Source organism: Vibrio sp. V39_P1S14PM300, from assembly GCF_009904765.1.
In the GTDB taxonomy this organism is placed as follows: Bacteria; Pseudomonadota; Gammaproteobacteria; order Enterobacterales; family Vibrionaceae; genus Vibrio; species Vibrio proteolyticus.
Genome location: NZ_WXWP01000388.1, coordinates 1 through 3,370, shown reverse-complemented (window position 1 = coordinate 3,370; position 3,370 = coordinate 1). Strand labels below are relative to the sequence as shown.

The window sequence follows — 3,370 nt, the reverse complement described above, 5'->3', positions numbered from 1 at the left end:
GCGCCCTGAGTTCGCCAGTCGCTTTGGCTCAGGAGGATGTAAAAGGTACGATTTATCTCACTTTTGACGACGGACCAATCAATGCGTCACTGGATGTGATTAAGGTGTTGAACGATGGCGGAGTCAAAGCCACCTTTTACTTTAACGCCTGGCATTTAGACGGCATCGGTGATGAAAATGAAGATCGCGCTCTGGAAGCGCTCAAGCTGGCCCTGGATTCCGGTCACATTGTTGCCAACCACAGCTATGATCATATGATCCATAACTGCGTGGAAGAATTTGGCCCACAGAGTGGCGCCGAATGTAATGCAACCGGTGATCACCAGATCAATTCGTATCAGGATCCACTCTATGACGCCGCCACTTTCACTCAGAATCTGACGGTAATGGAAACATACCTGCCGGGGATAAGCAGCTACCCTAACTACAAAGGACATCAACTGGCTCGTTTGCCTTATACCAACGGTTGGCGGGTCGCCAAAAACTACCAGGCTGACGGTTTATGCGCGACTTCAGATGAACTCAAGCCCTGGGAGCCGGGCTACGTGTGCGATACCGACAATCCGTCCAACAGCGTCAAGGCGTCAATTGAAGTACAGAATATTCTGGCCAACCAAGGCTATCAGACCCATGGCTGGGACGTAGACTGGGCACCGGAAAACTGGGGGATCCCTATGCCTGCCAATAGCCTAACCGAAGCGGCGGCGTTTCTCGGCTACGTTGATGCGGCATTAAACAGTTGTGCGCCGACAACCCTTGAGCCAATCAATTCCAAAACACAAAACTTCCCATGTGGCACCCCATTGCATGCAGACAAAGTGATCGTTTTAACGCATGAGTTTCTGTTCGAAGATGGTAAACGTGGCATGGGCGCAACCCAAAACCTACCGAAACTGGCGGAGTTTATCCGTCTGGCCAAACAAGCCGGTTATGTCTTTGATACGATGGATAATTACACGCCAAACTGGCAGGTCGGTGTAACCTATCACCAAGGCGATTATGTCCTGCACAACGGGACGGTTTATCAAGCGGCCACCCCTCATACCGCACAAGCAGACTGGGCTCCTTCCGCCACATCTACCTTATGGACTAATGCGGATCCTGCAACCAACTGGCGCATGAACGTGGCTTATCAACAGGGCGATATCGTCGTCTACAAAGGGCTGCGCTATCAGGTAGATGTGGCGCACGTCTCCCAGGCAAGCTGGACACCCGATCAGGAGAACAGTTTGTTCAGCGCGCTGTGATCTGACAACCGACGTTTCACTCTAAACCTTATCAAGGCCGCACTAAGCGGCCTTTTTTTGACATTTGCGCGCCAAACAAGAGTCGATCGGATCTATCAGTCCTGCCGCCACCGCGCAGGCAACATGCCTTTACCCTAAAACGACGAAAGGCCGCTATAAAAGCGACCTTTCTATGTATGGTACCGGTGGGTGGACTGATTGGACAGGCAACCCTGCCGCCACCTCGAAGGCAACGTGCCTTTACCCTAAAACGACGAAAGGCCGCCATAAAAGCGGCCTTTCTATGTATGGTACCGGTGGGTGGACTGATTGGACAGGCAACCCTGCCGCCACCTCGAAGGCAACGTGCCTTTACCCCAAAACGACGAAAGGCCGCTATAAAAGCGACCTTTCTATGTATGGTACCGGTGGGCGGACTTGAACCGCCACGCCCGAAGGCAACGGATTTTGAATCCGTCGTGTATACCAATTTCACCACACCGGCATCTCTGGGCTATTGCCCTTTGATGTTTGGCATTATACGTAAGCTTTTGACCTGCGCAAGCAGAAAAACCTTTAATAACTATCGTTTGCTGATAATTTCGCCACAAACTGTGACAAAGGAGAGCTCGAGCCCCGAAATCTTATCTCCGCCCACCTAGTTTACAGCTATCTTCCCAATATCTATGGCGTTTATAACCTGTTAACCGTGATATCAGAAACATAGCCGTTACCGATGCTCGACACCGCGTCATGAATCATTTGGGCGGCATCTTCTGCTTGCATAAAACTGCTGAGATCTAATGACTTGCCACTGGTTTCCCAAAACTCCGTCGCCATCCCTCCCGGATAGACCGCAATAATTTTCATTGGTTTGCCCTTTAGTTCTAAACGAACTGACTCTATCAGACCTTTTACCGCCCACTTAACTGCGCAGTATGTGGACTCCTGAGCTTTCGGCTGTTGCGATGATTAGTGCTGACTTCGCCAGCCTCCTCGACAGAATCAAGCTTAAGAGATACAAGACCATGTATGGACCATAAAGAAAGAAATCTTCGTGGTCACTTTCGGATTCAAAATACCGTTGCCTTCGGGCGTGGCGGTTCTCCCCCTAACTAAACTAACAAAAGATTCTTCTTGCCACTTATTTATAGAATTTATGCCATAAGATATAATGTGCGGCTCGAATTCAATAGACTCAGTGTCATGCCAATACAACCAGCTCAGAACGAAAGCAGCTACAAATTGCGCTTAATCGACTACATTCTAGAAGAGCAACCATCGATAAAATTTGCTTCCGAGTTCCCATTTGGGTTTTTAAAAAGAAGAGCGGATTTCATATTAGTTGAGCCAGACTGCACTCATGCTATTGAAATAAAAAGCGATATAGATAATACCTACACTTTAGCTGCTCAACTAGGGGATTATCAGAAGTCATTCAACAAAGTATCGGTATTAATCAGTGAAAAGCATTACGGCGTGATAAAAACGTTAGATACAAATATAGGTATTTTGATATTACGTAATGGAGAGGTTTATCAACAAAGAAAAGCAAAAATGAGAAAGCGCTTAGATCGAAAGCAAGCTTTAGACCTTCTCAATACGTCAAATCTTAAATCACTAAGTAACTCCAAAGGAACGCGCTTCGATATGATAAACGAGTTAGCCAGTTCACTAACTCTAAAAACAATCAACCATCTCGCTTACGAAAGTGTCAAAAATCGAGTCGAACCAGTGTACTCATTGTTTTTAAAAGAATACACAAAGCCAGCCTCGGCACACGACCTAGAGGTATTGGCAATGAGACAGGTAACCCTGTAATTACGTAATGGTTTAACCTCTAACCATTCTAGTCATGTGAATGTTAGAGCGTACAGAGATCCAGTAAGAAGGACTTTTACCGTTTAATATTCCATTTGCAGCATCATCAATTTCATTACACCCCCAACAGTCAATACGGTTCTTGCTGTAGTTTGGATCAGCTACGATGTTAGAAGCACATACCTCATACCCCCCGTCTTCACGTCTACACCTCTCAAACAATACTTTGCTGTCATAGGGATAGTCAATCCGTGGTATCCATATCATTGGTCTAGCCTCTCCACGGTAAGGATGAATACATGCATAATCACCGTATTGTAAAT

Annotated in this window: 3 protein-coding genes, 1 tRNA gene and 1 pseudogene; 2 read left to right on the top strand and 3 right to left on the bottom strand. The window is 46.9% G+C overall.

The window, feature by feature from the left end; all coding sequences use genetic code 11:
- Window positions 1-5 precede the first annotated feature (5 nt).
- The gene (gene cod / locus CAG65_RS20230; protein WP_161454778.1) at window positions 6-1,247 is read left to right on the top strand and encodes a chitin oligosaccharide deacetylase; all 1,242 of its coding nucleotides are present in this window, start codon (window positions 6-8) and stop codon (window positions 1,245-1,247) included.
- A gap of 399 nt (window positions 1,248-1,646) precedes the next feature.
- Here the strand turns inward: cod and CAG65_RS20225 are convergent.
- A tRNA-Leu gene (locus CAG65_RS20225) sits at window positions 1,647-1,731 on the bottom strand.
- A gap of 188 nt (window positions 1,732-1,919) precedes the next feature.
- Window positions 1,920-2,198: pseudogene (locus CAG65_RS20220) on the bottom strand (SDR family NAD(P)-dependent oxidoreductase); the annotation flags it as partial.
- A 234-nt stretch (window positions 2,199-2,432) separates the two neighbouring features.
- Here CAG65_RS20220 and CAG65_RS20215 point away from each other — a divergent pair.
- Entirely contained in the window at window positions 2,433-3,047 is a 615-nt protein-coding gene (locus CAG65_RS20215; RefSeq protein ID WP_069534698.1) for a sce7726 family protein, read from the top strand.
- A gap of 12 nt (window positions 3,048-3,059) precedes the next feature.
- Here CAG65_RS20215 and CAG65_RS20210 read toward each other — a convergent pair.
- On the bottom strand, window positions 3,060-3,370 hold a 311-nt coding region (locus CAG65_RS20210; RefSeq protein WP_237668865.1), incomplete at its 5' end, for a beta family protein.